Origin of the sequence: Salmonella sp. SAL04213, from assembly GCF_046550535.1 — a bacterium.
Lineage (GTDB): Bacteria > Pseudomonadota > Gammaproteobacteria > Enterobacterales > Enterobacteriaceae > Salmonella > Salmonella enterica.
This window is the reverse complement of the sequence record NZ_JBGDXS010000010.1, coordinates 15,372-41,964: the sequence shown is the minus strand read 5'-3', so window position 1 is coordinate 41,964 and position 26,593 is coordinate 15,372. Positions and strand designations below refer to the sequence as shown.

At 52.3% G+C, this 26,593-nt stretch carries 27 protein-coding genes; 19 read left to right on the top strand and 8 right to left on the bottom strand.

Going from position 1 to position 26,593, the window contains the following annotated elements; genetic code table 11:
• Positions 1-19 precede the first annotated feature (19 nt).
• Positions 20-919 carry an AraC family transcriptional regulator gene (locus tag ACLJPQ_RS19345; RefSeq protein ID WP_001078198.1) on the top strand — a complete coding sequence of 300 codons (900 nt, stop codon included), beginning with the start codon at positions 20-22 and terminating at the stop codon, positions 917-919.
• 63 nt (positions 920-982) lie between these two features.
• Here the strand turns inward: ACLJPQ_RS19345 and yghB are convergent, their stop codons facing one another.
• Positions 983-1,642, bottom strand: a complete 660-nt coding sequence (gene yghB, locus ACLJPQ_RS19340) for a DedA family general envelope maintenance protein YghB (protein ID WP_000268444.1) — start codon at positions 1,640-1,642, stop codon at positions 983-985.
• A gap of 139 nt (positions 1,643-1,781) precedes the next feature.
• Positions 1,782-2,969: a cystathionine beta-lyase gene (gene metC / locus ACLJPQ_RS19335; protein ID WP_000130270.1), complete on the bottom strand. Its 1,188-nt coding sequence runs from the start codon at positions 2,967-2,969 to the stop codon at positions 1,782-1,784.
• A 251-nt stretch (positions 2,970-3,220) separates the two neighbouring features.
• Here metC and exbB point away from each other — a divergent pair, with 251 nt between their 5' ends.
• Both exbB and exbD read left to right on the top strand, forming a co-directional pair.
• Entirely contained in the window at positions 3,221-3,955 is a 735-nt protein-coding gene (gene exbB, locus ACLJPQ_RS19330; RefSeq protein ID WP_000527859.1) for a tol-pal system-associated acyl-CoA thioesterase, read from the top strand.
• 6 nt (positions 3,956-3,961) lie between these two features.
• On the top strand, positions 3,962-4,387 hold the full coding sequence (exbD, locus tag ACLJPQ_RS19325; RefSeq protein ID WP_001251476.1) for a TonB system transport protein ExbD: 426 nt from the start codon (positions 3,962-3,964) through the stop codon (positions 4,385-4,387).
• A gap of 111 nt (positions 4,388-4,498) precedes the next feature.
• Here exbD and ACLJPQ_RS19320 read toward each other — a convergent pair whose 3' ends face one another.
• From ACLJPQ_RS19320 to ACLJPQ_RS19310, 3 genes are all read right to left on the bottom strand, one after another.
• A complete protein-coding gene (locus ACLJPQ_RS19320; RefSeq protein WP_000019032.1) occupies positions 4,499-5,383 on the bottom strand; it encodes an SDR family oxidoreductase in 885 nt (294 codons plus the stop codon).
• A gap of 123 nt (positions 5,384-5,506) precedes the next feature.
• Entirely contained in the window at positions 5,507-5,911 is a 405-nt protein-coding gene (locus ACLJPQ_RS19315) for a hypothetical protein (RefSeq protein WP_000665656.1), read from the bottom strand.
• The gene (locus ACLJPQ_RS19310; protein WP_000936441.1) at positions 5,898-6,308 is read right to left on the bottom strand and encodes a hypothetical protein; all 411 of its coding nucleotides are present in this window, start codon (positions 6,306-6,308) and stop codon (positions 5,898-5,900) included. The genes ACLJPQ_RS19315 and ACLJPQ_RS19310 overlap by 14 nt, the downstream gene beginning before the upstream one ends.
• Before the next feature lie 103 nt (positions 6,309-6,411).
• Here ACLJPQ_RS19310 and ACLJPQ_RS19305 point away from each other — a divergent pair, with 103 nt between their 5' ends.
• The 14 genes from ACLJPQ_RS19305 (at position 6,412) to ACLJPQ_RS19240 (ending at position 18,599) form a co-directional block, all read left to right on the top strand.
• Positions 6,412-6,915, top strand: coding sequence for an ESA_00282 family adhesion-associated protein (locus tag ACLJPQ_RS19305; protein ID WP_001650708.1), 504 nt, complete (start codon positions 6,412-6,414; stop codon positions 6,913-6,915).
• 279 nt (positions 6,916-7,194) lie between these two features.
• Positions 7,195-7,689 (top strand): TIGR00645 family protein, encoded by a 495-nt coding sequence (locus tag ACLJPQ_RS19300; protein WP_000439335.1) that lies wholly within the window; start codon positions 7,195-7,197, stop codon positions 7,687-7,689.
• Positions 7,690-7,995: 306 nt separating this feature from the next.
• A complete protein-coding gene (locus ACLJPQ_RS19295) occupies positions 7,996-9,639 on the top strand; it encodes a methyl-accepting chemotaxis protein (protein ID WP_080184800.1) in 1,644 nt (547 codons plus the stop codon).
• An 84-nt stretch (positions 9,640-9,723) separates the two neighbouring features.
• A complete protein-coding gene (locus ACLJPQ_RS19290; RefSeq protein ID WP_080184799.1) occupies positions 9,724-10,011 on the top strand; it encodes a DUF2623 family protein in 288 nt (95 codons plus the stop codon).
• A 189-nt stretch (positions 10,012-10,200) separates the two neighbouring features.
• The gene (gene hybO / locus ACLJPQ_RS19285) at positions 10,201-11,319 is read left to right on the top strand and encodes a hydrogenase 2 small subunit (RefSeq protein WP_000145429.1); all 1,119 of its coding nucleotides are present in this window, start codon (positions 10,201-10,203) and stop codon (positions 11,317-11,319) included.
• Positions 11,320-11,321: 2 nt separating this feature from the next.
• Complete coding sequence (gene hybA, locus ACLJPQ_RS19280; RefSeq protein WP_001081721.1) at positions 11,322-12,308, top strand: hydrogenase 2 operon protein HybA; 987 nt, start codon at positions 11,322-11,324, stop codon at positions 12,306-12,308.
• Entirely contained in the window at positions 12,298-13,476 is a 1,179-nt protein-coding gene (hybB, locus tag ACLJPQ_RS19275; protein ID WP_000017678.1) for a Ni/Fe-hydrogenase cytochrome b subunit, read from the top strand. Before hybA ends, hybB begins: the two co-directional genes overlap by 11 nt.
• Positions 13,473-15,176: a hydrogenase 2 large subunit gene (gene hybC, locus ACLJPQ_RS19270; RefSeq protein ID WP_000083043.1), complete on the top strand. Its 1,704-nt coding sequence runs from the start codon at positions 13,473-13,475 to the stop codon at positions 15,174-15,176. The genes hybB and hybC overlap by 4 nt, the downstream gene beginning before the upstream one ends.
• Positions 15,176-15,670: a HyaD/HybD family hydrogenase maturation endopeptidase gene (locus ACLJPQ_RS19265; protein ID WP_001221960.1), complete on the top strand. Its 495-nt coding sequence runs from the start codon at positions 15,176-15,178 to the stop codon at positions 15,668-15,670. Before hybC ends, ACLJPQ_RS19265 begins: the two co-directional genes overlap by 1 nt.
• Positions 15,663-16,151 carry a hydrogenase-2 assembly chaperone gene (gene hybE, locus ACLJPQ_RS19260; RefSeq protein ID WP_000004951.1) on the top strand — a complete coding sequence of 163 codons (489 nt, stop codon included), beginning with the start codon at positions 15,663-15,665 and terminating at the stop codon, positions 16,149-16,151. The genes ACLJPQ_RS19265 and hybE overlap by 8 nt, the downstream gene beginning before the upstream one ends.
• Positions 16,144-16,485 carry a hydrogenase maturation nickel metallochaperone HypA gene (gene hypA, locus ACLJPQ_RS19255; RefSeq protein ID WP_000544945.1) on the top strand — a complete coding sequence of 114 codons (342 nt, stop codon included), beginning with the start codon at positions 16,144-16,146 and terminating at the stop codon, positions 16,483-16,485. The genes hybE and hypA overlap by 8 nt, the downstream gene beginning before the upstream one ends.
• A 27-nt stretch (positions 16,486-16,512) precedes the next feature.
• Positions 16,513-16,761 carry a hydrogenase maturation factor HybG gene (gene hybG, locus ACLJPQ_RS19250; protein ID WP_000334887.1) on the top strand — a complete coding sequence of 83 codons (249 nt, stop codon included), beginning with the start codon at positions 16,513-16,515 and terminating at the stop codon, positions 16,759-16,761.
• A gap of 75 nt (positions 16,762-16,836) precedes the next feature.
• Positions 16,837-17,889: an ABC transporter substrate-binding protein gene (locus ACLJPQ_RS19245; RefSeq protein ID WP_080184798.1), complete on the top strand. Its 1,053-nt coding sequence runs from the start codon at positions 16,837-16,839 to the stop codon at positions 17,887-17,889.
• Positions 17,889-18,599 (top strand): molybdate ABC transporter substrate-binding protein, encoded by a 711-nt coding sequence (locus ACLJPQ_RS19240; RefSeq protein WP_001220941.1) that lies wholly within the window; start codon positions 17,889-17,891, stop codon positions 18,597-18,599. Before ACLJPQ_RS19245 ends, ACLJPQ_RS19240 begins: the two co-directional genes overlap by 1 nt.
• Before the next feature lie 67 nt (positions 18,600-18,666).
• Here the strand turns inward: ACLJPQ_RS19240 and yghU are convergent, their stop codons facing one another.
• Positions 18,667-19,533, bottom strand: a complete 867-nt coding sequence (gene yghU, locus ACLJPQ_RS19235; RefSeq protein ID WP_080184797.1) for a glutathione-dependent disulfide-bond oxidoreductase — start codon at positions 19,531-19,533, stop codon at positions 18,667-18,669.
• A gap of 226 nt (positions 19,534-19,759) precedes the next feature.
• Here yghU and gss point away from each other — a divergent pair, with 226 nt between their 5' ends.
• Complete coding sequence (gene gss / locus ACLJPQ_RS19230; protein WP_000033690.1) at positions 19,760-21,616, top strand: bifunctional glutathionylspermidine amidase/synthase; 1,857 nt, start codon at positions 19,760-19,762, stop codon at positions 21,614-21,616.
• 669 nt (positions 21,617-22,285) lie between these two features.
• Positions 22,286-23,344, top strand: a complete 1,059-nt coding sequence (locus tag ACLJPQ_RS19225; RefSeq protein ID WP_000475247.1) for a methyl-accepting chemotaxis protein — start codon at positions 22,286-22,288, stop codon at positions 23,342-23,344.
• 299 nt (positions 23,345-23,643) lie between these two features.
• Here the strand turns inward: ACLJPQ_RS19225 and uxaC are convergent, their stop codons facing one another.
• A complete protein-coding gene (gene uxaC / locus ACLJPQ_RS19220; protein ID WP_080184796.1) occupies positions 23,644-25,056 on the bottom strand; it encodes a glucuronate isomerase in 1,413 nt (470 codons plus the stop codon).
• 11 nt (positions 25,057-25,067) lie between these two features.
• Entirely contained in the window at positions 25,068-26,540 is a 1,473-nt protein-coding gene (locus ACLJPQ_RS19215) for a fructuronate reductase (RefSeq protein ID WP_000437132.1), read from the bottom strand.
• Positions 26,541-26,593: the final 53 nt, after the last annotated feature.

Below are 26,593 nucleotides of genomic sequence, written 5' to 3'. Positions count from 1 at the left end.
GATGAAAAAATGGCGCGTTATGAATCGTGAAGCAATTTGCTTACAGTTGGCGGATAAAATTAATCATTTAAAAAATAATGATAAAATAATCAGCGAGCGGCTGGCGGGCATTCGTCTGTTGTATGGTGTTGAACCGGGGCCGCGCACGCCGGTCATGTATCAGCCTGGCATCATATTTCTCTTTTCCGGCCATAAAATTGGCTATATTAACAAGCGCAAGTTTCGTTATGACGCTAATGAATATCTCTTACTGACCGTGCCGCTCCCTTTTGAATGCGAGACCTGGGCGACGCCGGAGGTACCGCTGGCCGGTATTCGGCTCGATATTGATGTGCTGCAACTGCAAGAGTTGCTCATGGACATTGGCGAAGATGAGCGTTTCCAGTTGCCGATGGCGGCCAGTGGGATTAACTCCGCCACGCTGTCGGACGAGATTTTATGCGCGGTGGAAAGATTGCTGGATGTGATGGAGCGCCCGCTGGATGCGCGGATTCTGGGAAAACAAATTATTCGCGAAATTCTTTATCATGTGCTGATGGGACCGCGCGGCGGGGCGCTGCTTGCACTGGTTAGTCGCCAGACGCACTTTAGCCTGATCAGTCGCGTACTTAAACAGATCGAAATGAAATACACCGAGAACCTGAATGTTGAGCAACTGGCGGCAGAAGCGAACATGAGCGTGTCGGCGTTTCACCATAATTTTAAGGCGGTCACCAGCACCTCGCCGTTGCAGTATTTAAAAAGCTACCGACTGCATAAAGCGCGAATGATGATGATTCACGACGGTATGAAGGCCAGCGCCGCGGCGATGCGGGTCGGCTATGAGAGCGCATCGCAGTTTAGCCGGGAGTTTAAACGTTATTTTGGCGTTACGCCGGGCGAAGATGCGGCAAGAATGCGGACAATGCAAGGGAGCTAAGTGGGGCATCCCGCCACGGGTCAACGAAGCGTAACCGGGCCATCCTGGCCGATTATGGATACGTCAGGCGTTACAGTATTTCTTTTTAATCACCACGACCAGCGTACCTAACAGCCCGGCGACCAGTAGCGCGACGGGAAGGATCATTAAAAATGTCATTACCTGGTCTTCATGGCGCTTAACAAACGGGATCATACTGAGCGCGTAGCCGAAGCTGGTCACGACAGTCACCCACAGCAGGCCGCTTAACCAGTTAAAAAACTGAAACCGGCGGTTGGACAGGCCGGAAATACCCGCCATTGTTGGCAGCAGAGTGCGGACAAACGCCAGAAAGCGCCCGGCAAGCAACGCTAACAAACCGTGGCGGTCAAACATGCAGGTGGCGCGCTGATGATATTTTGCCGGAAGCTGCGCCAGCCAGCCTTTGACGGTACGCGTATTACCGAGCCAGCGTCCCTGGATATAGCTTAGCCAGCAGCCGAGACTGGCCGCGGTGGTGAGAATGCCAATCGTCGGCAAAAAATGCATCACATCCTGGGCGATCAACGCGCCTGCCAGTAGCAGCAGACTATCGCCAGGTAAGAATGATGCTGGCAGCAGACCGTTTTCTAAAAATAGCGTGGCGAACATGACAAAGTAGACGACGCTAACAACGTGTGGATTCGCCAGCGCGGCAAAATCATGTTGCCAGAGCGCAGCGATAATATCTTGAATGACAGCCATGAACTTTCCTGTGGAACAGCATTTATGCTTTTATTCGCCTATTGTACTCCTGAATCGTCCGGGATGCCTTGATCCCGGACGCAACAAACGCAGACTTTTCCACGGAAATTGTCTGCATATATGTCCATCCCCGGCAACTTTACACAATTCTGGCGAAGCCGGCGGCTAAATCAGCGATCAAATCATCAACACTCTCTAAACCAATATGCACCCGGACCAGCGTACCGGTAAAATCTACGCCGCCTGCGGGACGAATCGCGGCGATCTGTTCCGGCTGATTAGCAATAATCAGCGATTCGTAGCCTCCCCAGGAGTAGGCCATACTGAACAGCGAAAAGTTATCCAGATAGGCTGATAATTCTGCCTCGGTCAGCTTTTTATTGAGCACAAAGGAGAACAGACCGCTGCTGCCTGTAAAGTCTCGTTTCCAGAAGGCATGACCTTTGCTACCCGGCAGGGCCGGATGATTAACGCGCGCGACCTGAGGATGGTTCGCCAGCCACGCGGCGATTTTGAGGCTGCTTTCTTGATGCTGGCGTAGTCGGACGCCGAGCGTGCGCAGCCCGCGGCTGGTCATATAAGCCGTGTCGGCGTCGAGCATTTGCCCCATCAGATAGGCGTTTTCCCGCAATTGTTCCCAGCAGCGCGCATTTGCAACGGCAGTACCGACCATCGCATCAGAATGACCAATCAGATACTTAGTGCCCGCCTGGATAGAGATATCAATATCGAACTCCAGCGCTTTGAACAGAACGCCAGCCGCCCAGGTATTATCAATCATGATGACGGCTTCTGGCGCGACGCGTCTGACCGCACTGACAATGGTCGGAATATCATGTACTTCCATGGTAATAGAACCGGGGGATTCCAGAAAAACGACTTTCGTGTTCGGCTGAATATGTTGCGTGATATCAGCGCCGATGAGCGGGTCGAACCAGCTTGTCGTCACGCCCAGTTTGCCGAGAATTTTGCTGCAGAAATCCTGGCTGGGTTCATAGGCTGTGTTGGTCATCAGGATGTGGTCGCCCTGCTCAACGAATGCCAGAATGGTGTTGGCGACCGCCGCCGCGCCGCACGGGAAGAGCGCGCATCCGGCGCCGCCTTCCAGTTCACACATGGCTTCCTGGAGCGAAAAGTGGGTCAGCGTTCCCCGGCGTCCGTAAAATAATTCGCCGTTGGCGCGATTGCGGGTGGCGTGTTTTTTGGCCTCGACGGTGTCAAACACCAGTGAAGAAGCGCGTTGAATCACACTATTCACTGAGCCAAGCGTGTATTTTTTGCTGCGTCCTGCGTTTACCAGTTTGGTATCCAACTGTTTATCCGTCATGTTGCGTTTCCTGATTTTAACCGTCTGGATGTCTAAACTAGCATGAATATAACCATCTGCACCCTGGCGACGTGTGATACAGATGAAAATTTTGCCAAAATAAAAACAGGTGGCTTTTTTAATGCGTAAGCGCAAAGAAAAAGCAGTAAAGGTGCGGCAGTATGTAAATAGTAATGAGAACGACTATCAATTCGACGTTGTTTTGATATTATTATGCTCAGATTTTGTGATTTGCGTCCTGGAGATACAGAGTGGGTAATAATTTGATGCAGACGGATCTTTCCGTCTGGGGCATGTATCAGCACGCCGATATTGTCGTGAAGTGCGTGATGATTGGTTTGATTCTGGCGTCAGTCGTCACCTGGGCTATCTTCTTCAGTAAAAGCGTTGAATTTTTCACGCAAAAGCGCCGCTTAAAGCGCGAACAACTGCAATTAGCCGATGCGCGCTCTTTAGATCAGGCTTCCGACATTGCGGCAGGTTTCAGCGCAAAAAGCCTCAGCGCACAGCTCATCAATGAAGCGCAGAATGAACTGGAACTCTCTCAGGGCAGCGAAGATAACGAAGGGATTAAAGAACGTACCGGCTTCCGTCTGGAACGTCGCGTCGCAGCGGTGGGCCGCTACATGGGACGAGGCAACGGTTATCTGGCGACGATCGGCGCCATTTCCCCCTTCGTCGGGTTGTTTGGCACCGTATGGGGCATTATGAATAGCTTCATCGGTATTGCGCAAACGCAGACCACCAACCTGGCGGTGGTTGCTCCTGGTATTGCGGAAGCGCTGCTGGCGACGGCGATTGGGCTGGTGGCTGCGATCCCGGCGGTTGTCATTTACAACATCTTCGCACGTCAGATAGGCAGTTACAAAGCGACGCTGGGCGACGTGGCGGCGCAGGTATTGCTGCTGCAAAGCCGCGATCTTGATCTGAATGCGAGCGCCAGTGCGCAGCCGGTACGCGCCGCGCAGAAATTACGGGTAGGGTAATGCGTCATGGCAATGCGTCTTAACGAGAACCTGGATGACAACGGCGAAATGCATGAAATCAACGTGACGCCGTTTATCGATGTCATGTTGGTTCTGCTGATTATCTTTATGGTGGCTGCGCCGCTGGCGACGGTGGACGTCAAGGTGAATCTGCCCGCTTCTACCAGTACGCCACAGCCGCGTCCGGAAAAACCGGTTTATCTGTCGGTGAAAGCGGATAACACCATGTTTATCGGTAACGATCCGGTGACGGATGATACGATGATTGCCGAGCTAACGGCCCTGACGGAAGGGAAAAAGGATACTACGATTTTCTTCCGCGCGGATAAAACCGTAGAGTATGAAACCCTGATGAAAGTGATGGATATGCTGCATCAGGCGGGCTATCTCAAGATTGGTCTGGTTGGCGAAGAGACCGCGAAAGCGAAATAAGTATTCTGCTGATGCTGTAAGCCGGGTAAGGCGAAGTCGCCACCCGGCTTTTTTATTGCCTAAAGTGGCGCCTTGCTTAACAGAAGTGCGCCATCTTAATCGACTTCATCGTTAGCCTAAATGTTCCCCGCCGCACACGCCGTGCACTTCTGCGGTAACGTAACTGGATTCCTGGCTTGCCAGATAGACATACACCGGCGCCAGCTCTGCCGGTTGGCCGGCCCGCTTCATTGGCGTCTGCTGACCAAACTGCGGAATTTTATCCTGGGTTTGACCGCCGGAAATTTGCAGCGCTGTCCAGATAGGGCCAGGCGCGACAATATTCACGCGAATTCCTTTTTCCGCCACCTGTTTCGCCAGGCCACGGCTGTAATTGAGGATTGCCGCCTTGGTTGCCGCATAATCCAGCAGGTGCGGACTGGGCTGATACGCCTGGATAGACGACGTCGTGATAATACTGGCGCCTTTTGGCAGCAGCGGAATCGCTTCCTGGGTTATCCAGAACAGAGCAAAAACGTTAACGGCGAAGGTTTGCTGAAATTGCTCGCTGGTCAGATCTTTTATCTCCGGGATTGCCGTCTGTTTACCGGCCACCAGCGCCAGAATGTCCAGCCCGCCTAGCGCTTCACGCGCCTTATGGACCAGCGAACGGGCGAAAGATTCGTCGCTAAGATCGCCTGGCAATAACACCGCTTTACGGCCGCACTCCTCAATCAGCGCTTTAACCTGCTGGGCGTCCTCTTCTTCCGCTGGCAGATAGTTGATCGCGACATCTGCGCCTTCACGCGCATAAGCGATAGCGGCAGCGCGCCCAATCCCGGAGTCGCCCCCTGTCACCAGCGCCTTACGATCTTTAAGGCGACCACTGCCGACATAACTTTTTTCACCACAGTCAGGAACAGGCGTCATTTTCGCCTGGACGCCGGGCGCCGGCTGTTTTTGCTTAGGATACTCGCCGGTGTAATACTGCGTGGTAGGGTCGTATAGATGAGACATTGAGCTTCTCCCTTCAGGTTGAACACCCTTTAAGCGTAGACACTTTTACTACCGTAAGAGGGAGAATCAGAACGATCCTTATGCTTCACCCGTATTCACAACAGAGTTAACTAGCCATGAAGGTTATTTTTCTTGCCGTGCGACGGTGGTGACGTTGCGCGTCCGGTAGTCGCCATCGGAAAGCTTACGCATCAGACGTAAGGTTGCCGTCTCGCGAGCCAGCAGATGCTGCCAGTCACTTTCAAGACGAGACATAATTTTGTCTCGTAATTCAGGATGCTGCTCGATAATGGCATTGATGGTCGCGCCATAAATCTCCTCTTTGACCTGTAACGCATACATCTCTCGTCGGTTTTGCCACTTCAGGCGCACTAACGCCGCCGGTATGGATACCACCTCCTGCGTTACCTTTTCCAGGGTGGCATTTTTACTGGCGATTAGCGCTGCAAGATTTTGCTTTAAGATAAATTCATCACTTTTATGGTTGTCTAAAGCCAAATAAACGTTATTGTCTTCAACTTCTTTCATCTTTATCTTCCAGTGAATAAAATAGCGGCATATTGGTTTCGCGAGTGATTAAATTAAGCCAAATGGCATTGCCTTTTTCATTTATCATTGCGGTTTTATCCGCCAGTATTTTACTTAGCGTTTGGGCATCAATATCGCCTTCTGCCTGTAGTGCGTTTATCAGGCGGGCAAACGTTTCAATTTTAGCCACACAATACAGACGTTCTTTAATATGACGGTCGCGTTCTTCAAATAATACGTTTCTGTGTTGCCCGGCAGCGTTAGCGCTAATTAAAATATCGGGCTCGAAATCGCTGAGTTTTGTCTTTCCCTTAGGCAAATTTTTACTGTTTTCTGTGGCTTCAGGGGGCGGCGATGACAGGCGAAAATGAGAGGAAACCAGATGCTCAGGAAGCATGACTAAATATCCTTTACGATCAGTGGTATACTATTTTTAATAGTGTAGGTTTCGTTGACAATAACATGGCGTAATTTTAAAATCAAAAAAAATGGAGCCTGCTATGAACAGTATTTTTTATTCTGTTATTATATTGCTATTACTGACCGGCGCGATACTCTTCCTGATGTGGGAGGTTAATAAAAAACGTCCTGGTGGAAAAGTCGTAAATTTAAATCAAACTGAACCCATGACAAAGGAAGAGGGCGAAGATCATTTCTCAGTATTAATGAATTCGATAACGCCGGTATGGTACTGGCGCGTTAACCATGAATATATCGATTTCCTTCATGCAACGATAAAACGAATGACAATGACTGAGTTGAATGAAACGCCCGGATTATTTGACGCACAGCGTCGTTGCAGCGACCTTAACTCTGCCGTTTATAAGTATTACGACAATATTAAGAAGCGTTGTCTGAACGGAGAAAAGGTGCCGTATTCGGATTTGGACGTCCTTAATTTACGCCAGTGTTTTCGCGAGTTCAGTCTTGAAGCCTACCCGGCATTGGTCGCGCTGGTATGGCCGGAATATCAGCGCCCGCAGGTTAACCCGGATGAGATTTAGAGCCTATCCCATTAGGGCTATTTTACTTGCCATTTTGGACCTGGGCAGTGCTCGCCAAAACGCGTTAGCGTTTTGAACGCCGCTAGCGGCGGCCCGAAGGGCGAGCGTAGCGAGTCAAACCTCACGTACTACGTGTACGCTCCGGTTTTTGCGCGCTGTCCGTGTCCAAACTGGCTGCGCCAATAACGCCTGGTGGGATAGGCTCTTAACTGGCATGTTGATCTGATGTTGCATGGTTGAGATATACTGTTGCTGGTTTTAGTTACCTGACAGGTCCCTATGGAACGCTTTCTTGAAAATGTAATGTATGCGTCTCGCTGGCTGCTCGCGCCGGTGTATTTTGGCCTCTCTTTGGCGCTGATCGCTTTAGCGCTAAAATTTTTCCAGGAAATTCTACACGTTCTGCCGAACGTTTTTGCCCTGGCGGAGGCCGATCTGATTCTGGTGCTGTTATCGCTGGTTGATATGACGCTGGTCGGCGGATTGCTGGTAATGGTCATGTTCTCCGGGTATGAGAATTTTGTCTCTCAGCTGGATATCTCTGCGGGCAAGGAGAAGCTGAACTGGCTGGGGAAAATGGATGCGACTTCGCTAAAAAATAAGGTGGCGGCATCGATAGTCGCTATCTCTTCCATTCACCTGTTACGCGTGTTTATGGACGCGAAAAACGTCCCGGATAACAAATTAATGTGGTATGTCATCATCCATCTGACCTTTGTCCTGTCGGCGTTCGTGATGGGCTATCTGGACAGATTGACGCGGCATAACCATTGAGCCGCCGTCAACGGCGGGGCAGTCGGGCAAAGGACGCTGAGCCCGGCTGTAAAACAGCGCTTCTTTAACGGCGGATAACCGCCTCCCTGCAGCCTTACGCAATATTTTTACTACATCTATTCATTTACTCAGTAATAAGACTAAAAGATTTTCTCTGTGTTCACAGATATATAACATCTGCGGGTACGTAAACGGCGATAACTGTAAAAAAATGGAGAATGCATTATATATTCTCCGCGCCTTGCCGATAACGAGAGTGCGTCATCATCAGATGACTAATCTCTTATATTCAGCAAGGAAATTCATATGCGTTTGCTGCAAAACTTTACTATTCGTATGGTCATGCTGACGATACTGGGACTTTTTTGTCTACTCTGGTCGGGGGTGGGGTTATACAGCGTCCATGCTTTATCCGAAGTTTCGGAAGGAAATGATATTGACCGGCATCTTGTGCGGCAAATGACGGTGCTAAGCCAGGGTAACGATCAATATTTCCGCTTTGTTACCCGCCTTAGCCGCGCGATGGATGTAAAAATCGGCGGCGGCACGCCCGATTTTGCGCCCGCCCGGCAGTCGCTCGAGAATATGCGTCAGAAGCTGGAGGAGATGAAAGCGCTATCGCCAGGGCCGATGAACCCTGATATCTCAAGGGAGGTCTTGTCCAACTGGCAGGCCTTGCTGGAGAAAGGCGTCGTTCCTCAAATGCAACTGGCGCAGCAAGGATCGCTAACCGCCTGGAGCGAACATGCCAGTACGGTCACGCCCGCACTCAGTCGCGCGTTCGGCGCCAGCGCGGAACGGTTTAGTCATGAAGCTGGCGCCATGCTGGATAACACCCGCGTAATGGTCGATGGTAAAACCTATACCATCCGCATTCTGCTTATCACGGCGGTGATTCTGGGCATTGCTATCCTGATTTTTACCGATCGCTATCTGGTTGCAATGATGGTGAAACCGCTGGAGCGCATCCGTCAGCAATTTCAGCGCATCGCGCAAGGCGATCTTAGCCAGCCGATTGAAGCGTTGGGGCGTAACTGCGTAGGCCGGTTGGTGCCGCTACTGCGCGCGATGCAGGACAGTTTACGCGAAGCCGTCAGTACGATCCGCGCCGGAAGCGACAATATCTGGCGCGGCGCGACGGAAATTTCTACCGGTAATAACGATCTCTCTTCCCGAACGGAAGAACAGGCCGCCGCGCTGGAAGAAACTGCCGCCAGCATGGAACAGCTTACCGCAACGGTGAAAATGAACGCCGAACACGCTCGCCAGGCGAGTCAGCTTGCGGATGCCGCCTCGCTAACGGCAGGAAAAGGCGGTGAACTGGTTTCCGATGTGGTAGAAACAATGGACGGTATTTCCGCCAGTTCGCAGCAGATTGCCGAAATTACTACCGTGATTAATAGTATTGCTTTCCAGACCAATATTCTGGCCTTGAACGCAGCGGTAGAAGCGGCCAGAGCGGGCGAGCAGGGACGCGGCTTCGCGGTGGTCGCCGGTGAGGTACGTAACCTGGCCAGCCGCAGCGCGGGGGCGGCGAAAGAAATTGAAGCCTTAATTGGCGAATCGGTACGTCGCGTAGCGCAGGGCGCGCAGTTGGTCCAGGAGACCGGCGCGACGATGGACGCCATCCTGCGCGGCGTCACGGAAGTGACGACGATTATGAAACAGATCGCGTCCGCCTCCGAAGAACAGAGTAAAGGTATTTCTCAGGTTGGCGTGGCGATCACGCAAATGGATAGCGTTACGCAACAAAACGCCGCGCTGGTTGAGCAGGTTTCCGCGGCGGCGGCGGCGCTGGAACGGCAGACGGAGGATTTGCAACGCTCCGTACAGCAGTTCCGGCTTTCCGCTAGTGAGCCGCAACAACGCGTAACGGCGAAAGCGGCGCCTGGCGTTCAGAGAATGGCGTCGGCTCCCGCACAGCCTACTGATGAATGGGTTTCCTTCTGATGTGAAACAAAAAAGCGCGTAATGCGCTGGCCTTCATTTAACTAGACGCTATATAATTTATTATATAGCGTCTAAGGAGGTCAGATGAATAGTCATTTTGGGAAAGGGTTAATGGCTGGGTTGCACGCGCCATATGCATATAGCGCGCATCATGCGGTGAATTTCTGTTCTGAGTATAAACGTGGCTTTGTATTGGGTTTTACACACCGTATGTTCGAAAAGACCGGCGATCGTCAACTTAGCGCGTGGGAGGCCGGAATTCTGACGCGTCGCTATGGTCTGGATAAAGAAATGGTGATGGATTTCTTTAAAGAGAATCATTCCGGGATGGCGGTTCGCTTCTTTATGGCCGGTTATCGACTCGAAGGTTGATCCAACAGGGGTATTATCTTGCTTTAATTAATTACACTATCGCCTCTTCCCTTCGTTTTACTGTTCCGTCGAAGTATTATGGCGCACATAACCATAAAAAAAGTGTGGTAAATGGCGTACCGATCGCAATAACTTCTTCGCGAACAGTGCAAAATAAAAGCCAGGTCTTCGTAACGGAATAACTATAAAATGACTGGAGATAATACTCTCATCACTTCTCACGGCATTAACCGTCGTGATTTCATGAAGCTTTGTGCAGCACTGGCCGCTACTATGGGGCTCAGTAGCAAAGCCGCCGCAGAAATGGCAGAATCGGTATCCAATCCACAGCGTCCGCCCGTTATCTGGATTGGCGCTCAGGAGTGTACCGGTTGTACCGAATCACTGCTTCGTGCTACACACCCAACCGTTGAAAACCTCGTTCTGGAGACTATCTCTCTGGAATACCACGAGGTACTTTCCGCCGCATTCGGTCACCAGGTCGAAGAAAACAAACATAACGCTCTGGAGAAGTATAAAGGGCAATATGTTCTGGTGGTGGATGGTTCTATCCCACTAAAAGATAACGGTATCTACTGCATGGTTGCCGGCGAGCCGATCGTGGATCACATCCGCAAAGCCGCCGACGGCGCAGCCGCGATTATCGCTATCGGTTCCTGCTCGGCATGGGGTGGCGTTGCTGCGGCTGGCGTAAACCCAACCGGCGCTGTCAGTCTGCAGGAAGTCTTACCGGGCAAAACGGTTATCAATATTCCAGGTTGTCCGCCAAACCCGCATAACTTCCTGGCGACCGTCGCGCATATCATCACTTACGGCACGCCGCCGAAGCTGGATGCGAAAAATCGTCCAACCTTTGCCTATGGCCGTCTGATTCATGAGCATTGCGAACGTCGTCCACACTTCGACGCAGGCCGTTTTGCCAAAGAATTTGGCGACGAAGGCCACCGTCAGGGCTGGTGTCTCTACCATCTTGGCTGTAAAGGGCCGGAAACCTGGGGCAACTGTTCTACGTTACAGTTCTGTGACGTTGGCGGCGTCTGGCCAGTGGCGATCGGCCATCCTTGCTATGGCTGTAACGAAGAAGGTATCGGCTTCCATAAGGGCATTCACCAGCTTGCTCATGTCGAAAACCAAACTCCGCGTTCAGAGAAACCTGACGTCAATATGAAAGAAGGCGGCAATATCTCTGCGGGCGCTGTCGGTCTGCTTGGCGGCGTAGTCGGTCTGGTTGCCGGCGTCAGCGTGATGGCGGTACGTGAACTGGGGCGTCAGCAAAAGAAAGATAACGCTGACTCACGGGGAGAATAACCGTGAACAGACGTGACTTTATTAAAGCAGCCTCCGGTGGAGCATTGCTGTTGGGCGCCGCGCCGTCTGTCAGCCATGCGGCTGCAGAAAACCGTCCGCCGATTCCAGGTTCGCTGGGTATGCTGTATGACTCCACTCTGTGCGTGGGCTGTCAGGCCTGCGTCACAAAGTGTCAGGATATCAACTTCCCGGCGCGTAACCCGGAAGGGGAGCAGACCTGGTCGAACAACGACAAGCTGTCGCCGTATACCAATAACATTATTCAGGTATGGCGTAGCGGTACGGGCGTGAACAAAGATCAGGAAGAGAACGGCTATGCCTACATCAAGAAACAGTGTATGCACTGCGTCGATCCTAACTGCGTTTCCGTTTGTCCGGTGTCGGCGCTGAAAAAAGATCCGAAAACCGGCATCGTCCACTATGACAAAGATGTCTGCACCGGCTGCCGTTACTGTATGGTCGCCTGTCCGTACAACGTACCTAAGTACGACTACAACAACCCGTTTGGCGCGCTTCACAAATGTGAGCTGTGTAACCAGAAAGGCGTTGAGCGTCTGGATAAAGGCGGTTTGCCTGGGTGTGTGGAAGTTTGTCCGGCAGGGGCCGTCATTTTCGGTACTCGTGAAGAGCTGATGGCGGAAGCGAAAAAACGTCTGGCCCTCAAACCAGGCAGTGAATATCACTATCCGCGCCAGACGTTGAAAACGGACGACACCTATCTGCATACGGTGCCTAAATACTACCCACACCTCTACGGTGAAAAAGAGGGCGGTGGTACTCAGGTGCTGGTGCTGACAGGCGTTCCTTATGAAGATCTGGATCTGCCGAAGCTGGATGACCTTTCAACCGGAGCGCGCTCCGAGCATGTTCAACACACGCTTTATAAAGGCATGATACTACCCCTGGCTGCGCTGGCGGGCTTAACCGTGCTGGTTCGTCGTAATAGCAAAAACGACCATCACGATGGAGGAGACGATCATGAGTCATGATCCAAAACCGCTGGGCGGAAAAATCATCAGTAAACCGGTCATTATTTTTGGACCGTTAATCGTCCTGTGTATGCTCCTTATCGTGAAGCGTCTGGTCTTCGGGTTGGGCTCCGTTTCCGACCTGAACGGCGGTTTCCCGTGGGGCGTCTGGATTGCCTTTGACCTGTTGATCGGCACCGGCTTTGCCTGTGGCGGTTGGGCGTTGGCATGGGCGGTGTATGTCTTTAACCGTGGGCAATACCATCCGTTGGTGCGCCCGGCGTTGCTGGCAAGCTTGTTTGGTTACTCGCTGGGCGGCCTGTCGATCACTATCGACGTCGGTCGTTACTGGAACCTGCCGTACTTCTACATTCCAGGTCACTTCAACGTGAACTCGGTACTGTTTGAGACGGCGGTCTGTATGACCATCTACATCGGCGTGATGGCGCTGGAGTTTGCGCCTGCCCTGTTTGAACGTCTGGGCTGGAAAGTGTCGCTCAAGCGTCTGAATAAGGTGATGTTCTTTATTATCGCGCTGGGCGCGCTGCTGCCGACGATGCACCAGTCCTCAATGGGGTCATTGATGATCTCGGCGGGCTATAAAGTGCATCCGCTATGGCAAAGCTATGAAATGCTGCCGCTGTTCTCGGTTCTGACCGCGTTTATCATGGGCTTCTCCATTGTCATATTTGAGGGGTCGCTGGTTCAGGCTGGCCTGAAAGGAAACGGTCCGGATGAGAAAAATTTGTTTGTTAAGCTGACGAATACCATCAGCGTGCTGCTGGCGATTTTCGTCGTCCTGCGCTTTGGCGAACTGATTTATCGCGACAAGCTGTCCTATGCGTTTGCCGGCGATTTTTACTCCGCTATGTTCTGGATTGAAGTCGTCCTGATGGTCTTCCCGTTAGTGGTGCTGCGTGTGGCGAAACTGCGTAATGACTCTCGTATGCTGTACCTGTCGGCGCTAAGCGCGCTGTTGGGCTGCGCGACGTGGCGTCTGACCTATTCGCTGGTGGCATTCAACCCGGGTGGCGGCTACCACTACTTCCCAACCTGGGAAGAATTGTTGATTTCTATTGGTTTTGTGGCTATTGAGATTTGTGCATACATCGTACTCATTCGTCTACTGCCGATACTTCCTCCTTTAAAACAAAACGATCATAATCGTCATGAGGCGAGCAAAGCATGAGCCAGAGAATTACTATTGATCCGGTAACCCGTATTGAGGGTCATTTACGCATTGACTGCGAAATTGAGAACGGCGTCGTATCCAAAGCATGGGCGTCCGGCACTATGTGGCGCGGTATGGAAGAGATTGTGAAGAACCGCGATCCGCGCGATGCGTGGATGATTGTGCAGCGTATTTGCGGCGTTTGTACGACAACTCACGCGATCTCCTCCGTTCGTGCGGCAGAAAGCGCACTGAATATTGATGTTCCCGTCAACGCGCAGTATATCCGTAATATTATTCTGGCGGCGCATACCACCCATGACCACATTGTCCATTTCTACCAGCTCTCTGCGCTGGACTGGGTGGACATTACCTCTGCGTTGAAAGCCGATCCGGAAAAAGCCTCCGCGATGCTGGATGGCGTGTCGAGCTGGCACCTGAACAGCGCGCAAGAGTTCACGAAAGTTCAGAACAAGATCAAGGATCTTGTCGCCAGCGGTCAGTTAGGTATTTTCGCCAACGGCTACTGGGGGCACCCGGCAATGCAGTTACCGCCGGAGGTCAACCTGATTGCGGTCGCTCACTATCTGCAGGCGCTGGAATGTCAGCGTGACGCTAACCGCGTGGTGGCGTTGCTGGGCGGTAAATCGCCGCATATCCAGAACCTGGCGGTCGGTGGGGTGGCGAACCCGATCAATCTCGACAGTATCGGTACGTTGAACCTTGAACGCCTGATGTACATCAAATCGTTTATCGATAAGCTGAGCGATTTTGTCGAGCAGGTGTATAAAGTGGATACCGCAGTCATCGCGGCCTACTATCCGGAATGGCTGGAGCGCGGCAAAGGCGCGGTGAACTACCTGAGCGCGCCGGAATTCCCGACCGACGGTAAAAACGGCAGTTTCCTGTTCCCGGGCGGTTACATTACCAATGCCGATCTGTCGACATACCGTCCGATCACCTCTCACTCCGACGAATTCCTGATTAAAGGTATTCAGGAGAGCGCGAAGCACGCCTGGTACAAAGATGAAGCGCCGCAGGCGCCGTGGGAAGGCACTACGATCCCGGCTTACGACGGTTGGTCGGATGACGGTAAATACTCATGGGTCAAGTCGCCGACATTCTACGGCAAAACCGTCGAAGTCGGGCCGCTGGCGAACATGCTGTGTAAACTGGCTGCAGGTCGTGAATCCACCCAGGCCAAGCTCAATGAAATCATTGCGCTTTATCAGAAGCTGACCGGCAAAACGCTGGAAATGGCGCAACTTCACTCTACGCTGGGTCGTATCATCGGGCGTACCGTTCACTGTTGTGAACTGCAAAACATATTGCAGGATCAATACAACGCGCTGATTGTAAATATCGGCAAAGGCGATTACACCACGTTTGTGAAGCCGAACATTCCGGCGACGGGCGAGTTCAAAGGCGTGGGCTTCCTGGAGGCGCCGCGCGGTATGCTGTCTCACTGGATGGTGATTAAAGACGGTATTATCAGTAACTATCAGGCAGTGGTGCCATCGACATGGAACTCAGGTCCGCGTAACTTCAACGATGACGTGGGGCCGTACGAACAGTCGCTGGTCGGTACGCCGATCGCCGATCCGGCGAAGCCGCTGGAAGTGGTACGTACCATCCACTCCTTCGACCCTTGCATGGCGTGCGCGGTGCACGTGGTGGACGCCGATGGCAATGAAGTGGTCTCGGTGAAGGTTTTGTAATGCGGATATTAGTCTTAGGGGTCGGCAATATTTTGCTGACCGATGAAGCCATCGGGGTGCGTATTGTTGAAGCGTTAGAGCAACGATACACCCTGCCGGATTTCGTTGAGATTCTGGATGGCGGTACGGCGGGAATGGAACTTCTTGGCGATATGGCGAATCGGGATCATTTGATCATTGCCGACGCCATCGTGTCGAAAAAGAACGCGCCGGGAACCATTATGGTACTGCGCGACGATGAAGTTCCGGCGTTGTTCACCAACAAAATCTCCCCCCATCAGCTTGGACTGGCCGACGTATTGTCGGCCCTCCGCTTTACCGGCGAGTTTCCGAAGAAGTTGACCCTGGTCGGCGTTATTCCACAGTCGCTGGAACCGCACATCGGCTTAACGCCAACCGTCGAGGCGATGATTGAACCTGCGCTTGAGCAGGTTCTTGCTGCGCTGCGTGAATCCGGCGTCGAAGCAATTCCTAAGGAGACGGCGCATGTCTGAAACGTTTTCCGGATTCGACACGGCGCCCGTCGCCCGGGTTCAGGCGGCGTTTGAAGAGATAGCCCATCGTTCGATGCACGATCTTTCGTTTCTGCATCCGACTATGCCTGTGCATGTCTCTGATTTTACGTTGTTTGAAGGACAATGGACGGGCACGGTAATTACGCCGTGGATGTTAAGCGCATTAATCTTCCCTGGTCCGGACCAGATCTGGCCCGGGCGTACCGTCGGTGAAAAACTCGGTCTGCAACTGCCTTATGGCACGATGACCTTTACCGTTGGCGAGCTGGAAGGCGTTTCGCAATATCTTGCCTGCTCGTTGATGTCGCCGCTTTCCCGTAGCCTGTCGCCGGAAGAGGGCGTCCGGCTGGCGGATGACTGCGCGCGGATGCTGCTATCCCTGCCGGTAAGCAATCCTGATGCGCCGCAGACAAGCCGGCGTGCGTTGCTGTTTGGCCGTCGGAGCTGTGAGAATGCATGAGCTGTCTCTTTGCCAAAGCGCCGTTGAAATTATTCAGCAGCAGGCAGAACAGCACGGCGTGGCGCGCGTCACCGGCGTATGGCTGGAGATAGGCGCGCTTTCGTGCGTTGAAGAGCGCGCGGTTCGTTTCAGCTTTGACATCGCCTGCCAGGGGACTTTAGCGCAAGGGTGCGAATTGCACATCGACTACAGACCGGCCCAGGCCTGGTGCTGGGATTGCAGTCAGGTGGTGGAAATTCTCAGGCATGACGCGCAATGTCCGCATTGTCATGGCGATCGCCTGCGGGTGGATACCGGCGATTCGTTGAAAGTAAAAAGTATTGAGGTCGAATAACCCGCATTTTATTTCAGGTGGTTAACTATGTGTATTGGCGTCCCCGGTCAGGTGCTGGCCGTCGGAGATGATATTCACCAGCTTGCGCAGGTGGAAGTGTGTGGCATCAAACGTGATGTCAATATTGCTCTGATTTGTGAAGGTAAGCCAGCCGATCTGATAGGGCAATGGGTATTGGTACACGTTGGTTTTGCGATGAGCATCATTGACGAAGACGAAGCGAAAGCCACGTTAGATGCGCTGCGCCGCATGGAGTACGACATCACCAGCGCGTGATCCCTTAATCACCTCTATTATATCGCTCTATAATCGTTGTATAATTATTTATATATCGATTATGGGGCGAAACCTATGAATAAATTTTTGCGCCAGCTCTCTCTGCTGGCGTTGCTTTTTTGCTGGCCGTTAATGTCACAGGCGGCGCGTACTTTTACCGATCAACTTGGCCGCCAGGTCACGGTTCCCGACACCGTCGACAGAGTGGTGGTGCTCCAGCATCAAACGCTCAATCTCCTTGTACAGATGAATGCCACTGACAAAATCGTTGGGGTCATGGCGAACTGGAAACAGCAATTAGGCGACGGCTATGCGCGTCTGGCGCCGGAACTGGCGCAAAAAGCCTCGCTGGGCGATCTAACGCACGTTGATCCTGAAAAACTGGTGGCGCTGCGCCCGCAGGTGGTGTTTGTCACGAATTACGCTCCGCAGGAGATGATCGACAAGATCAGCCGTCTTGGCATTCCGGTGGTGGCGATTTCGCTGCGCCATGATGTTGCTGGCGAGCAGGCTAAAATGAACCCGACCCTGGCCGATGACGAGCAGGCTTATAATCGTGGGCTGCGTGAAGGAATAACGCTGATTGGCGATATCGTCAATAAACCGCAGGAGGCGAAAGCGCTGATTGAGGCGATGGATAAAGGTCGCAAGATGGTCAGCGACCGTTTGCAGTCGGTTCCTGAAAATGAGCGAGTTCGCGCCTATATGGCGAATCCGGAGCTGACCACCTACGGTTCCGGTAAATACACCGGTCTGATGATGGCCCATGCGGGGGCGCTGAATGTAGCGGCATCCTCGGTGAAAGGCTTTAAGCAGGTGACAATGGAGCAGGTGATCGCCTGGGATCCACAGGTAATCTTTGTCCAGAATCGCTATCCAAAGGTCGTCAATGAGATCCTGCACAATCCCCAGTGGCAGGTCATTGACGCGGTGAAGCATCATCGGGTTTACCTGATGCCGGATTATGCCAAAGCCTGGGGATATCCGATGCCGGAGGCGGTGGGAATCGGCGAACTGTGGATGGCGAAAAAACTCTATCCGGAAAAATTCCACGATATTGACATGCAAAAGGCCGCTAACGACTGGTATCAACGTTTTTACCGTACTGACTATCAGGGTGTACAGTAATGCGAATACTGGCTGCGGGGAGCTTGCGCGTCGTCTGGCCGCAGCTAATGGCGGCGTTTCAGGCGGATGCGGTATGTGATTTCGGTCCGGCGGGGCTGTTACGTGAACGCATCGAAGCGGGCGAAGCATGCGACTTTTTTGCTTCGGCGAACCTGGCGCATCCGCAGGCGCTGCTGGAAAGCGGGCGGGCACTGCGGGTCGCGCCTTTTACGACGAACCGTTTGTGTCTGAGCGTGCGGGCGCAGGCGATGCGTGAAGGCGAGGACTGGCTGTCGCTATTAACCCGGCGGGATCTGCGGATCGGCACCTCAACAGCAGGTTGCGATCCTTCCGGCGATTATACGCAGCAGCTTTTTTCGCGGATGGGCAAGGAGGGCGAAGCGGTCCGAAAACGCGCGGTAGCGCTGGTTGGCGGCAGGCAGACTTTGCCGTTACCGGCGGGCCGGCTGGCAGCGGAATGGCTCATCAATCATGATTACACCGATATCTTTATCGGCTATGCCAGCTATGCTCCCAGGCTACGGCTGGTTAATTCGCTGCGAGTGGTTGATATCCCGGAACCTTATAATCCCGTGGCTGAATATGGCTTTGCCTGCCTGAGCGAGCAGGGAAAAACGCTTGCCGACTTTTTACTATCAGCACGGGCGAGGTTGATTCTCATGCAACATGGGTTTAGTGAAGCGCCGAATATGACACACTCGCAGAACTGATAAGCGAAGCGTCAGCAGGGAATACCATGCCGGATGACGACATTACTACCTCATCCGGCATCATGGTTTAACTTTGACGTTTATCTTCGGTATTGTTTTCGAAGTCGCTGGCGTCATGGCGTTCGTGAAGCTGTTCGTTCAATGGGCCGTTGGTCCGGTTGACAATGCGCCCCCGCTTTACCGCCGGACGTTCGGCTACCTGTTTCGCCCAGCGTTGTACGTTTTGATAACTTCCGGCATCCAGAAACTCCGCTGCATCATAGACATTCCCCAGCACCACGTTGCCGAACCACGGCCAGATGGCCATATCGGCAATAGTGTACTCTTCTCCCGCGACATACGGGTGGTGAGCTAACTGCTTATCCAGCACGTCCAGCAGACGCTTGGCTTCCATGGTGAAGCGATTAATGGCGTACTCAATTTTTACCGGCGCATAATGATAGAAATGACCGAAACCGCCACCGAGGAACGGCGCCGCGCCCTGTAGCCAGAACAACCAGTTAAGGGTTTCTGTGCGCTTAGCCAGATCCTGCGGCAGGAAATGGTCAAACTTATCCGCCAGATAAACAAGAATTGCGCCCGACTCAAAAACCCGAATCGGCGGGTTGTGTGAGTGATCGCGCAGCGCCGGGATTTTTGAGTTCGGATTGATGTCAACAAAGCCGCTGGAGAACTGATCGCCCTCGCCGATGCGAATCAACCAGGCGTCATATTCGGCGCCGGTCACGCCCAGCGCCAGGAGCTCTTCCAGCATAATGGTCACTTTCTGGCCGTTAGGCGTCCCCAGCGAATAAAGCTGTAACGGATGTTTGCCGACGGGCAGCGTTTTGTCGTGCGTCGGGCCGGAAACCGGGCGATTAATGTTAGCGAACGCGCCGCCGCCGGATTTATCCCACGTCCAGACTTTTGCGGGTTGATAAGTATTATCTGCCATATTGACCTGCCTTCACAGTGGTGGTGTTGAAGCAGTGTAGCAGCTTGCTAGTCGGACATTTAACCGATTGGGACATTCCGGCGAGTGAAATTTTAACCTTCTGGCCTCAGTGTGCCTTATTGAGGTGTATGATTATGTCGACCTCTGTCCGGTTAGTGTCACAGAGCAGACAATCAGAGCGAAATCACGCCAGGCTGCTCAGGCGGTCTTGTTTTGAGGTAAGTGCATGAGCAAAGGAACCACCAGTCAGGATGCCCCCTTCGGGACATTATTGGGTTACGCCCCCGGCGGCGTAGCGATCTACTCTTCAGATTACAATTCCCTCGATCCGTGGGACGACGACGACGCAGCTTTTCGTAGCTACATCGACGATGAATACATGGGGCATAAATGGCAGTGCGTGGAATTTGCCCGCCGTTTTCTCTTTCTGAATTATGGCGTTGTTTTTACTGACGTCGGCATGGCCTGGGAAATCTTCTCGCTACGTTTTCTGCGCGAGGTCGTGAATGACAATATTTTGCCTTTGCAGGCCTTCCCGAACGGTTCGCCGCGCGCGCCGGAGGCTGGGGCGCTGCTCATCTGGCAAAAGGGCGGCGAGTTTAACGAAACCGGGCACGTCGCGATTATCACCCAACTCCTGGATAACAAAATTCGTATTGCTGAGCAAAACGTTATCCACACGCCATTGCCGCCAGGGCAGCAGTGGACTCGCGAACTGGAAATGGTCGTAGAAAACGGGTGTTACACCCTGCGCGACACCTTTGATGACACGACGATTTTAGGCTGGATGATCCAGACCGACGACACGCAATACAGTTTGTCACAGCCTGACATCGCGAATCAGTCGCTGGCGATTCGCGGCGCAAGACTGCCAGAGAAAGGTCAGTTTGACGGTCAGTGGCTGGATGAGCGCGATCCGTTACAAAAAGCCTATGTACAGGCGAACGGGCACGTTATCAATCAGGACCCGTACCAGTATTTTACCATCACCGAGAGCGCTGAACAGGAGCTTATCAAAGCGACCAATGAGTTGCATTTGATGTACCTGCACGCCACGGACAAAGTTTTAAAAGACGATAATCTGCTGGCGCTATTCGATATCCCCAAAATTCTTTGGCCGCGCCTGCGTCTCTCCTGGCAGCGCCGTCGTCACCATATGATCACCGGTCGTATGGATTTCTGCATGGATGAACGCGGGCTGAAAGTCTATGAATACAATGCCGATTCCGCATCATGCCATACCGAAGCGGGATTAATTCTCGAAAAATGGGCTGAGCAGGGCTATACCGGTAAAGGGCATAACCCGGCGGAGGGCTTAATTAACGAGCTGGCAGGCGCCTGGAAACACAGTAAAGCGCGTCCTTTCGTCCATATCATGCAGGATGATGATATCGAGGAGGACTATCACGCGCAGTTTATGCAGCAGGCGCTGCATCAGGCCGGTTTCGCGAGCAAAATTCTCCGCGGGCTGGGCGAGTTGCGCTGGGATGACGCCGGGCAGTTGATCGATGGCGACGGACGGCTGGTGAATTGTGTCTGGAAAACCTGGGCGTGGGAAACGGCGATGGAGCAGATACGCGAAGTCAGCGAGACGGAGTATGCCGCAGTGCCTATTCGTACCGGGCACCCGGAAAATGAAGTCCGGCTGATTGATGTATTACTGCGCCCGGAAGTGTTGGTGTTTGAACCGCTGTGGACGGTGATCCCGGGTAACAAAGCGATCCTGCCCATCCTGTGGTCGCTCTTCCCGCATCATCGCTATTTGCTCGACACGGATTTTACCGTTAACGATGAGCTGGTGCAGACCGGCTATGCGGTAAAACCGATTGCCGGACGTTGCGGTAGTAATATTGATTTGGTGAGCCATCAGGAAGAGCTCCTGGATAAAACCAGCGGCAAGTTCGCCACGCAGAAAAATATCTATCAGCAGTTGTGGTGCCTGCCGAAGGTCGCCGGGAAGTATATTCAGGTCTGTACGTTTACCGTGGGCGGTAACTACGGCGGTACGTGCCTGCGCGGCGATGATTCATTAGTCATTAAAAAAGAGAGCGATATTGAACCGTTAATCGTCATCAAAGCGTAACGGGGTCATTCTCGTCGGGATATCGGCGTGGGTGCCGATATCCCGCCTGTTGTGTTTACCAGCGAACGGCTATCAGCCTGCCATTTACTGGTAACATATGAGAAATAATATCACAAATTATTCTTAACTTTTCTGACGCAGGCGGTGACGCTCGCCGCGTTGGCGCATCCGTTTCCTGATTTTCGACTAATCGATACTTTTTGCGGCTGGTTACGCTGCCCCCATTCCTTTGGATTTAGGTCATGCCTGTTTGGCTGGTAAACGGACAGCATAATATATTGATGAGTCCAAATGATATTATTGGTCATATAAAAAGTTTACGTTAGGTTATTTTTCTATTGCAAAAGTTTGCGTTTAAACCCTGTCTGCAATCTTCGGGCCGAGATATAGATACACCTAAGTAAATGCAGTTAATTATTATTCAGCTATTATTGTCAGCCTTGTAAATAATATTTCAGTATAAAGCGAAGCGACTTCCATCATGACTATTAATGGTATTGTTGAATAGTTTGCTTTGTAATTATTTAAGTTTGGTGGACGTTTTGTCTTATTCTGGTGAACGTATGGTTATGGCAGATGACAGCCGATTTTTCCTTATGTTAGCATGAGTTGATAATACTTTATCCAGGCATAGATCAGGATGTCCACATATAATAAGGAGAATGGTATATGTTTAAAAAAGTATTAGGCTTGCGCCACTGGAATAATAATGTTGTAAAAATACCGCCGCCAGCAGCAGAATCTGGCGCTAATGCGTCTGACGTGGTGGTGGATACTCCTGAGCCTTATGAGCGGATACTGTGTCAAAAAATTCTGATGGGGATCTCGACGATCGATATCATTCGTAATGCCATCATTAAATCCTGTGAGCAGCTCAACATTGAAAAAGAACGCATTAATGAACTTAATGAACAGAATGATAAAGCCAGAAGTTCATTAAAATCGCTCGTGGAATTTATCACCGAAATTGGCACGACTTCATCGGATATTGGCTGTCGTATGGGCGACTTAAATACCTCCTTAACGCAAATTAATGCGTGTATTAAAGAGATACAGAAGATCGCTAACCAGACCAATTTGATAGCGATTAACTCCGCGATCGAGGCCGCGCGCGTAGGGGATGCCGGGCGTGGTTTTAGCGTTATTTCGAAAGAGGTGAAAAACCTGTCCGAAGATGTTAAACACAGTTCGAAAAGCGTCAGTACGTTAACCTCTGTAATCAAAGATAATACGGCCAGAGTGAGTGAGGTGCTGGATAACCAACAGCCGGTTATTGATAATATTACGACTAACATAAATCAAATTGTGGAGTCTATTGGCATCGTCATTGATAAATCGCTGAGCATGAAATCGGTCATGCAGTACATCTCTACGGTGCAGTTTTTGAATATTGTCAAAGTTGACCATGTTATCTGGAAAATGGAAGTCTACAAATTACTCTTAAATAAAGACATAAACAGTAAAATAACGATGCACGATCAGTGTCGGCTGGGGAAATGGTACTACGGTTTTGAAGGGCAGCAGTTTAGCAACTACTACAGTTTCCGTAGTCTGGAAGCGCCGCATAAAGAGGTGCATACCGCTGGTCACTCTGCGCTGAACTATTTTGCCGCAGGCGATATGAATGCGATGTCGCAAGAACTCGACAGAATGGAGCGATCCAGTAATGAGGTGGTTAACCAGCTGGAAATGCTGGCTGTCGATTTATTAAAGGAAACCACAGTGTGAAGTCATGAGTTATTACCGTATAACCAACAGGAGCCATCATCAACAGGACTGATGTATCACACTTTCTGCACTGGAGTTATTCCGGACAGAGAAAAAAAGCATGACGCAAAAGATGGCTGTGTTTGTTTACCCGAATCACTTACCTTAGTAAGTGATTCGGGATTAATCAGCAACCTCTTTGCTTTTTATCGGTGGTCAGTCTTTGGCTGGAAAAATGCGTTACTGCTAAATTTCTCACTCTCTTACCGCCTTCCTGCCCCTTGAAATACCTGAAACCTGTGCTCACAGATTAATAGCGATTATTTAATCGTGAAATAACGCTGGGCATTATTGAAGCAGATATCCTGAACCATACGGCTTAGCATCGCTTCATCATCAGGAATCTCTCCGTCCTGCGCCCACTGTCCCAGCAGGTTACAGAGAATACGACGGAAATATTCATGTCGCGTATAAGAAAGGAAACTGCGGGAGTCGGTCAGCATCCCGACAAACTGACTTAACAGTCCCATTTGCGACAGTTGCTCCAGTTGGCGCAGCATCCCGTCTTTCTGATCGTTAAACCACCAGCCGGAACCAAACTGCACTTTTCCGGCAATTCCCGGCCCCTGGAAGTTACCGATCATGGTCGCCAGGACTTCGTTATCACGTGGGTTCAGGCAATAGAGGATAGTCTTGGGCAGTTCATTGGTCACATCCATACTGTCGAGCAAACGGGAGAGCGCCCAGCTAATGTTATTATCGCCAATGGAGTCAAAGCCGGTATCCGGCCCCAGCTGGCGGAACATCCGGGTATTATTGTTACGGATCGCGCCAATATGTAGCTGCATCACCCAGCCGCGCGCGGCGTACTGACGGCCCAGCCAGACCAGCACCGCCGTGGTAAACTGGGCGATCTCAAGTTCGCTCAGCGTTTCGCCAGCCAGACGTTTGCCCAGAATGGCGTCAAGCTGCGCGTCGTCGGGCACCGGCGCAAATCGCAGCGTTTCAATGCCATGATCGGACGCGCGACAGCCGCAGGCGGCGAAATGGTCGAGACGGCGAGTGAGCGCCTGACGTAAATCGTCGAAACGGGTAATGCTGACATCTGCCGCCGCTTCCAGTTTCCCCAGGTAATCGACAAAGCCGTCCAGTTCGATTTTGAAAACTTTGTCGGGGCGCCAGCTTGGCGCGACTTCAATATCAATGCTGTCGTCGGCGGCTATCTGGCGGTGATATTCCAGAGAATCTATCGGGTCGTCGGTGGTTCCGACCATCCGCACATTCATCTGCTGCATAATACCGCGCGCGGAAAAGGCCGGCGTCGCCAGTTTCTCATTACACAGCGTCCAGATACTTTCCGCGGTATCCGGTCCGAACAGCGTACCTGTAATGCCAAATGGACGGCGTAGTTCAAGGTGCGTCCAGTGATACAACGGATTACCCAGCGTTTTTGGTACGGTATTGGCCCAGGCCATATATTTTTCATAATCGCTGGTCTCTTTGCCGGTGATCAGCGACTCATCCACGCCTGCGCTTCGTAGCGCTCGCCATTTATAGTGGTCGCCTTCCAGCCAGATCTGACCGAGGTTATCGAAACGGCGATCGTCGGCGATTTCCTGCGGACTTAAATGGCAGTGGAAGTCATAAATCGGCATGGGCGCGGCGTATTTATGGTACAGCGTGCGGGCAATGTCGTTTTTAAGTAGAAAATCTTCAGTCATAAACGTAGCCATGATTTATCTCCTTACTTAGCCAGCGCTTCTACCGTGGCTTTCGCGCCATTCTGCAATAGCTGTTGGTAAGCGTCGGTAACGGCTTGCACAAATTCGTGGTTCTTCGGCAGGTCGTTGCCAAAGATAGACTCGATGGCCAGTAGCCCGCGAACGCGTTCTTCCGGCGTCTGATATTGCTGATGAATCGCCTGATACTGCGCGAGCAGCGGATCGACGACATCAATGGTTTTACCTTGCTCATCGACACCGCCGACGTAACGCATCCATCCGGCGACGCCCAGCGTCAGGCGGCGATAGTCATCGCCCTGTTGCAAGTGCAGGCGCACCGGGTCCAACAAACGCTGCGGCAGTTTCTGACTGCCATCCATCGCGATCTGCCAGGTGCGGTGTTTCAACGAGGGGTTAGTGAAACGCGCGATCAACAAATTCGCATACCCTTCCAGATCGGTGCCTTCCGGCATTGACAACGTCGGCGCTTGTTCATCAAGCATCAGCGCCAGCGCCGCGCGACGGTAAGCCGGGTTGGTCATGGTATCGGCGATAGTGTCATACCCGCCGAGATAACCCAGATAGGCGAGGAAAGAGTGACTGCCGTTAAGCATACGCAGCTTCATCATTTCAAACGGTACGACATCTGCAACGAATTGCGCGCCGACGGTGTCCCAGTCCGGGCGACCATTCACAAAGTTATCTTCGATGACCCACTGGCGGAAGGGTTCGCAGGCGATAGCGCAAGGATCATAAACCCCTAACTGGTCGGCAACCAGTTGTAGCGTCTCTTCGGTCGCTGCCGGAACAATACGGTCAACCATGGTGCAGGGGAAGGTCACATTGTCGGCAATCCATGCGGCGAGGGCGGCATCGCGAGCTTTTGCCAGGCCGAGGACGGCAGCCTTCGCGACGTGACCATTCTCGCGTACGTTATCGCACGACAGCACGGTAAAAGCTTTCAGTCCTTGCTCCCGGCGCATGTTTAGCGCTTCGACAATATAGCCAATGGCGGATTTAGGCTGCTGTGGATGGGCAAGATCGTTTTGGATCAGCGGGTTATTGACATCAAGCTCGCCGCTGGCGGGGTCGGTGCAGTAGCCTTTTTCGGTCACGGTTAAGGAGACGATGGCGGTTTCCGGGCGCGCCATTGCCGCCAGAATCCCTGCATGGCCGTCGAATTCAGGGTGCAGCGCTTCTTTCATTGAACCGATAATTTTCAGTTCGGTGCTTTCTGCGCCGCGTTCTGCAACGGTGTACAGCAGATTTTGCGCTTTCAGGTTCGCGATCAGCCGCGCGTCGTTACCCGGCATCAGGTTCACTTCACAAATGCCCCAGTCGCTGTCGCTCTTTTCCAGTAGATGATGGGTAAAGAGCGCCTGGTGCGCGCGGTGAAACGCCCCGCAGCCCAGATGCACAATACGGGATACCAGACGTGATTTGTCCCAGTTTGGGCGGGCGACGGAAACCTGGGCGGTGGCGATATTCTGTTCCATTGCAAACTCCTGTCATTCGACGTCTTCGCCCGCGATCTCCGGGGCGAGGCATG